The 7,912-nt window shown below is 46.3% G+C and carries 2 protein-coding genes; both read right to left on the bottom strand.

Going from position 1 to position 7,912, the window contains the following annotated elements; genetic code table 11:
• Positions 1-252: 252 nt before the first annotated feature.
• A complete protein-coding gene (gene ttcA / locus AB204_RS11195) occupies positions 253-1,146 on the bottom strand; it encodes a tRNA 2-thiocytidine(32) synthetase TtcA (RefSeq protein WP_047963458.1) in 894 nt (297 codons plus the stop codon).
• A gap of 359 nt (positions 1,147-1,505) precedes the next feature.
• Positions 1,506-7,912: non-ribosomal peptide synthetase (locus tag AB204_RS11200; RefSeq protein ID WP_047963459.1), on the bottom strand; the 6,407-nt coding region annotated here is incomplete at its 5' end.

A 7,912-nucleotide genomic window follows, 5' to 3' on the forward strand; every position in this document is an offset into this window, starting at 1 on the left:
GTGAATGTCCTGCAATAGAAATATTTCTTAACTACTCTTTATTAACACCTATGTAGATTCCATGTTGATTGGCATTATGGACGGGGGGATTTAAGGTGCAATCGGAAAGGCAGCGGGTATATTTCCCTTGGTGGTGGGCAAAAAAGAATTAAAGCAGCCTTTATGACAGGCTGCTTTGGGATATACAGCGGAATGCTGACAGGCGCAATTAATGTGCACTATCAGTGGGGACATTAATTTAACTATATGTTTTTAAATGTTTGTAACATCAATAAACATTTCTTCATTAATGTTCGTTGATGATACGACCGCTTCGTTAAACGCATACTCTTCTCTTTCTCCCTCGCGGGATAATGGTAAGTTAACAAAGTCGAAAAGCGTTCTATCGGCCAATTGGCTTGGGCTAACATTTTGCAGAGATTTGAAAATACTTTCTACTCTGCCCGGTGTTTTCTTGTCCCAATCCACCAACATTGCTTTGATTGTTTTGCGTTGTAGGTTTTCTTGAGAACCACATAAATTGCAAGGAATGATTGGGAATGCTTTGTGTTCCGCATACTTAATCAGATCTTTCTCCCGGCAATATGCCAGTGGCCTTATGACTACATTACGGCCATCATCAGAACGTAGCTTTGGCGGCATCGCTTTCATTCGTGAGCCGTGGAACATGTTAAGAAACAGAGTCTCAACAATGTCATCTAAATGATGTCCAAGTGCAATTTTCGTCGCCCCAATTTTTTCTGCAAAAGAATAAAGTGTGCCCCGGCGCAATCTTGAACACAATCCACATGTGGTTTTGCCTTCCGGTACTTTTTCTTTCACCACTGAATAGGTGTCTTTGTCAACGATATAGTAGGGAATATCCAGACTTTCAAAATATTGAGGTAAGATATACTCAGGAAAACCAGGCTGTTTCTGATCAAGGTTCACTGCAACGACTTCAAATTTTATTGGCGCGGCTTTTTGCAGATTCAATAGAATATCTAACATCGCAAATGAATCTTTGCCGCCACTGATACATGCCATTACAACATCATTAGCTTCAATCATATTGTAATCAATAATAGCATTACCAACACTTCTCCTCAGGCGTTTCTGGAGCTTGTTGAATTCAAGTGTTTCTTTTCTCGTATCTTTCTGATTCATTGCGACTTCTCACCATTGCCGATCGTATCGACGATAGATTTCTTATAGGGATTCTTTGCAGGGGGTGGATTATACGGATTTTTCTTTTTGTTTGAAACAGATCTGTGTTTAATCAAGTCCAGTCCTATAGCGTGTATTGTTATGAAAGAACTCCAGTTATCACAATTGACTGCGAACCTTACCTCCTCATCAGACAAAGAATTAAAGAAACTGCTATCGTTTCACGTTGTTGCAAGGCTGGATGATCGCTCAGTTTATCAACTGAAATTAACTTTATTGAGGAGCGCTCAAACAAAAATGTTGTTGGTCAAAAAACGGAAGAAAATATGAGGCCAGCAAAACCGGCCTCATTAATAAAATTAACTTATATTATCCTTAATTGATAATGTGTTGATTATTTCTGTGCTGATAATGGGAACGGCTTCAATAATATTTTCATGATAACAATCATCAACCAATGTAATTACTAATGGGTTGACTGTAAATTGAGAAATATTATTATCCGGGATTTTCCTTGTCAATTGACTAAGCTCAAATCCAACACCTTCTTTATAGTATGGATTTGTTCTTCCTGCTTTAAATAAGGTGATATTTGTATGTGTTAATTTCCCGCTTAAATTACCATTCCCTATTTCAATCTCAAGCGGTATTGCTTCCAATACTGTATTGATATAAGCATCGCTCGCGCCCATTTCCTGCAATTTTCTGGTGGCTTTCTTATATTCACTTGGCATATTCAGTTTATTTTTCAGATCCTTTATCTCATCGTTATTGATAATAGTATCTAATAAGAATAAATGAATCTCTTTTGCACCTAGCTGTTCTAATTGAAATGCAATTTCCATAGCGAGTTGTCCTCCTAATGACCAACCTAAAATGCGAATAGGTTTATCAATAGCAGTTTCTGTCAGGATTAACTCCATGTAGATTTGGGTTAGCTTCTGTAGCGAATCTGTCTGATTATCCATGCAGTGATTATAATTATTGATGCCTATGCAGTTATACGCATCAGATAATGTATTTGCCAGAGCAGCATATACTTCACTACCGCTATTAGCCGGATGAACCATAAACAGTTTATTGGTTGCCGTTGATTCCGGTGTTAAGAAATTAAGTAAATCCGGTTTAACACTGCCTGTTTCCAGCCATTGAGCTAACAAAGCAATACATTTGTAGCTAAACAGAATATTTAAAGGAATATCAACGTCTATTTCATTGCGCATTGCGGCGGTCAGTTTAATCGCCGTTAAGGAATTACCACCAATGCGGAAGAAATTATCTTCGATGCCAATCTGCTCCAGTCCCAATATTTCCTGCCAAATAGCACACAGTCGGGTTTCCAGTGTATTGCGGGGAGCAACATAACTGTCCTGCGTCCCCCATATCGGCTCTGGCAGGGCGCGGCGGTTCAGCTTGCCATTCAGGGTCAGCGGCACGGACGTAATGCGGGTAAAGCTGGCGGGCAGCATATATTCCGGCAGGCGGGCGGAGAGGTGCTTAATCAGGGTTTCATCGGACAGTACTTCCGCTGCCACCAGATAGGCGGCCAGCACTTTATTTCCCTTATACTCGTGGTCAATCACCACCGCTTGTTTTACCTGCGGATGGGCAGCGAGGGCGTTTTCGATTTCGCCCAGCTCAATGCGGTAACCGCGGATTTTGACCTGAAAATCATTACGTCCGAGGTAGTCCAGATTGCCGTCCGGTCGCCAGCACACCCGGTCGCCGGTTTTGTACAGGCGGGTATAGCCTTTGGCCTTATCTTCGGCCGTCGCGAATGGGTTTGCCACAAAACGCTCGGCAGTCAGTTCAGGCCGGTTCCAGTATCCCCGCGCCAGTCCTGCACCGCCGATGTACAGTTCTCCCGGTGCGCCGACAGGAGCGGGATTGCCGTCATCATCAAGAACATACAGACGGGTATTGTCGATGCCTTTGCCGATGGTTCTCTCCCCGTCCTGTAATAAGTGCTGGGTCGCACAGACAGTAATTTCAGTGGGACCATATTGGTTAAACAGGGTGATCCCTGAGCGTAAATTCAGGGCATTCAGGGCCTCCCCGCCCGTATGGATAACCTGTAAGGTGGACTGGAATAATTCAGCGGAAAAATGGTTCATCAAGGCTGTTGGAATAAACGCCTTGGTAATGTTATGGAAATTGATGAATGCCAACAACTGTTCACTGTCTTTGGTCACCGAAGTGGGGGCAATAAACAGGGAGGCTCCCGTTATCAGGACAGGGAAAATCTCAAAGACAGAGGCATCAAAGACGTAATTGGAGAAAAACAGCGCCTTGGTTTGCGGGCACAGTAAATGTGTTCTGGCAATAAACCGGGCTAAGTTATTGACGCTGGTATGCTCAATCATCACGCCTTTGGGCTGACCGGTGGTGCCGGAGGTGTAAATGATATAGGCCAAATCGGTTGGTTTGTTGACTGGCGCCGGATTTTCTACGGGCTGGCCTGCGGTGATTGTCTGGTCATCCGCCGCTATCAGTGTTGGCTGTTCAACCCATGTTTGGGTGTATTCCTTCAATGTCGCCAGATGCCGTTGCTGGGTAATGACATACGGGGTCCGGATATCTTGCAGAATAAAACTGACGCGTTCTGCGGGATATTCCGGAGAAATGGGCACATAAGCACCGCCGGCTTTCAGCACTGCCAACATACTGATCACCATTTCCGGACTGCGGTCAAGATAAAGGGCGATTGGCGTGTCGGCTTGCAGCGGTGCATTACGTTGCTGTTGATCGCATAGCTGTTGATCGCATTGTTGTTGATCGTATTGCTGCTGATAATTCCCGCGGATAGCGTGTGCCAACTGATTTGCCCGTTCGTTGAGCTGGCGATAGGTTAGCGTTTCTCCCTCAAACACCAGTGCCACGTTATCCGGTGTGGTTTCCACCTGAGCTTCAAACAATTGTTGCAGGGATTGGTCCTGCGGGTAGGAAACATTGGTCTGGTTCCAGATGTGCAGCAGGGTATGGCGCTCTCCTTCACTGAGGAACATCATGGAAGTATGCGGCTGGTGTGGGTCACAGGCCGCGGCGTGCAGAATACGTTCAAGCTGATCAAGCAAACGTTGAGCCTGTTCCCCGGTCAACCAATCTTCTCCATAACTTAATTTCACTATCAGGCGGTTATCTTGCTCATAAGCCATCAGCGACAACGGATAATCCACTTTTTCGATAGCCTGACGGAACACCAGAGTGTTCTCAATCCCTTCCTCATTTTCGCTCACTACTGGGTCAGGGTAGTTTTCAAAGATCAACAGGCTATGGAATAACCGCTCCCCATCTGGCTGTAAGCCGGCGAGTGATACGGCACTGTGGCTGTTGAGTGCGGCGATATCCTTCTGTATGTCTTGTAAAACCGTAGCTATATTTCCTGCCGGAGTCCATTGCACTGCTAATGGCAGGGTATTGATATACAGGCCAACACTGGACTCGATTCCATCCACTGGAACATCACGCCCGGATACCGTCGTGCCGACAAGGGTCTGTTCATCCCCACTGTAATTGTGTAGCAATTTATGCCAGGCAAATTGCAGTACCACATTCAGAGTCACACCTTGTTCGCGACACATTTTTTTAAGCTGATGGTAAGCATTTCCTTGTACGGTAATCGCTTTTCCCGCTGGTTTTTCAATCGCTTTTATTTGCGTTAAATCAACGTGGTGACTTAACAGAGCCGAAAGATCGTTGGCTCTATGGAATTGTATTTTGCGTTCATCCCAATAAGCCTCAGATTCTGCTCTATGATCCAAATGGTATTGTTGGGTTGCCAGATAAGCGTTGTCTAATGTTATCTGGGGGACCCGTCCTTGTATCAGCTCGTTGTAATATTCATGCACCGCTTGTAATAAAATCGGGTTACTCCAGCCGTCGGTAATCGAGTGGTGTTGAGTGATGAGAACCGTTACTAACTGTTCATTCTGTTTAATTAAGGTGAAGCGGATTAAACCGGGTTGACTTAAATCAAAAGACAGATTGCGGTCATGTTGTTGAATCGCTTCAATCGCTTTGTTTCGGGCTTCTTCTGGTAATTGACTGATATCCTTGATGGTGAAATTTGCCGCACCAAGACTTGCGCCCTCAGTCACAATCTGCAAGGCTTCCTCTTCCCAGTTAAATGCGGTTCTGAGGATGGGGAAGCGCAGTGAAGCCAGCGTCCAGGCTTGCTGGTAAGCGGTAAGATCCAGTTGTGTGCGGTAATCTAACAGCAGTTGCACGCGATAGGCATCATCCTGTGGTTGAGCCAGATGATGATAAATAAATCCCTGCTGCAAGCTGGTAGCAGGATACAGCGCTTCAATGTGATACATCTTCTGAAGGCGACGCAGAAGCTTAATGGAAATTCCTTTAATGCCGTAATCATGGGGGGTTTTTATTCCCCCCGCTTGAGCCTGTTTTTGACCTGCCATGATGACAGAATTGAGTGCCTGTTCAAATGCGGTGATGAATACCTGCGTCTGAGCCTGTGACAAGTGCGAGCTGACACTAAATTGCAATCTTCCCGCTTGAATCAGGCCATTAATATTCAACAACAAATGACTACGATTATCGTCTGCCGCTACGGTTCCACAATCGTCATTGGTCAGTGACCAGTTTTGCTCATCCTCTCCGCTTAATTTGCCGAGGTAGTTAAAGCTGAGCGCTGGCAGTTCATCGGTCAGGTGACCTGCCTGACATAGCGCCCCATAACCAATACCTTTGTTTGGTATAGCACGGAGCATCTCTTTGGTATGAATAATGGTTTCCGCAATATCATCCTGCATTGCCAGACGAACAGGGTACACAGTTGTAAACCAGCCGACGGTTTCGGAGACATCCAGTGTGTTGTCGATGGCTTCCCGTCCATGACCTTCAAGTATGATGTGGTTAACAGGGCGCGAAAAGACGGCCTGTAATGCCAACGTCAGGGCACTGAGAAGCAGGTCATTGATTTCGGTGTGGTAACCGGTATTGGCTTCACGCAACAGAATGTCGGTTAATTCAACGGAAATACCCAACATATGTTGACTGCTTTCATCTGAAACAGAGTGAATCTGGTTCTCTGCCATCACTTGTTGCCAGTAGGGAATTTCCTGTTGGTGGTGTTCTGCATAGTGATGGACAGCATTGACCCACTGCCGGTAGCTACTAGTTTTCGCTGGCAGTGTTTCATCCTGTAACAATCTGCGTATATCCTCAGCAATAATTCGCCAGGACACTACGTCAATAATCAGATGGTGAAATGCGAAGAATAGCCGGGCGGTGCCGTCGGTATATCCGGTCAGATGAGCGGCTTGCCATAATGGCCCGTTGCTGTAATTAAAATCACTCTGCCATTGGGTCAATTGCTGGTGTAACTCAGCCTTATCTGACTGACTGACGCCACTCTGTTGCAAAGGCGGCAACCAGGATGGCATATCTGCGTGGTAGCATTGATGGTAACGGCCTTCTGTGCTGACAAAGTGGGCACGTAACATATCATGTCGCTCAACCAGTACTATCAGGGCCTGTTCAATAGCGGCGTGGCTGATGTTACCGGGCAGTCGGATCATAAATGCCTGATTCCAATGATGTGGACTCGACAAATTCCAGTTGAAGAAATCTTGCTGGATAGGTAACAGGCCAAACTCTCCGCTTAATAATCCCTGTTCTGCAACAATGGCTACCGTGGATGACGCTTGTGTCAGGAGTTGCGCCAGCCGTGCTACTGTTGGTGCTTCAAAAATCGATTTGACTTGCAGGGAGAAACCCGCCAGTCGCAGTTTGGAAACTAATCGGATACTGACAATGGAATCACCGCCGATACGGAAGAAGTTATCTTCAATACCCACGCGTTCTAAGTCCAACACTTCCTGCCAGATGGTACACAGCTGGGTTTCCAGCGCATTGCGGGGAGCGACATAATTGCCCCGGTTTTCTTCTGTCGGTTCTGGCAGGGCTCGGCGATCCAGCTTGCCGTTCAGGGTCAGCGGCACGGACGCAATGCGGGTAAAACTGGCAGGCAGCATATAATCTGGTAAACGGTCGAAAAGGTAATTCATCAGGGTTTCATCGGACAGTACGTCATCTGCCACCAGATAGGCGGCCAGCACTTTATTCCCTTTGTGCTCGCGGTCAATCACCACGGCCTGTTTCACCTGCGGATGGGAAGCGAGGGCGTTTTCGATTTCTCCCAACTCAATGCGGTAACCGCGGATTTTGACCTGAAAGTCATTGCGCCCCAGATATTCCAGATTGCCGTCCGGCAGCCAGCGCACCAAATCGCCGGTTTTGTAGATGCGGGTATAGCCTCTGGCTCTGTCTTCTGCGCTGGCAAAAGGATTCTCCACAAAACGCTCTGCGGTCAGTTCAGGCCGGTTGAAATACCCCCGTGCCAGTCCTGCTCCACCGATATACAGTTCTCCGGGCGCCCCGATTGGAGACAGGTTACCCTGTTTATCAAGCACATACAGACGGGTGTTATTAATCGCCCGGCCAATATTCGTTGCGATATCCCCGCTTTGGTATTCCTTCACGGTTGCACAGACAGTCGTTTCTGTTGGGCCATAACCGTTTAACATACAAGTGTTTTTACTGAAATGCTCAAGGTAATCTAATGTGGGCGATTCTCCCCCGGTAATTAATGTTTGTAAGGAGGGTAAGTCCGCACCGTTTAATAATTTCAGTATCACGGGCGGTAAGATGGCTATTTCAATGCCTTCCCGTTGGATGAGTTTTTCAACCGCAGGGGCATTTCGTTCTGTTTCACTGCAAATGTAAGTGGTAAGACCGTTAAATA

Origin of the sequence: Xenorhabdus khoisanae (assembly GCF_001037465.1) — a bacterium.
In the GTDB taxonomy this organism is placed as follows: Bacteria; Pseudomonadota; Gammaproteobacteria; order Enterobacterales; family Enterobacteriaceae; genus Xenorhabdus; species Xenorhabdus khoisanae.

Excerpts from the sequence above, each read along its gene's own strand:
- ttcA (WP_047963458.1), bottom strand. The coding sequence starts at position 1,146 with ATGAATCAGAAAGATACGAGAAAAGAAACACTTGAATTCAACAAGCTC.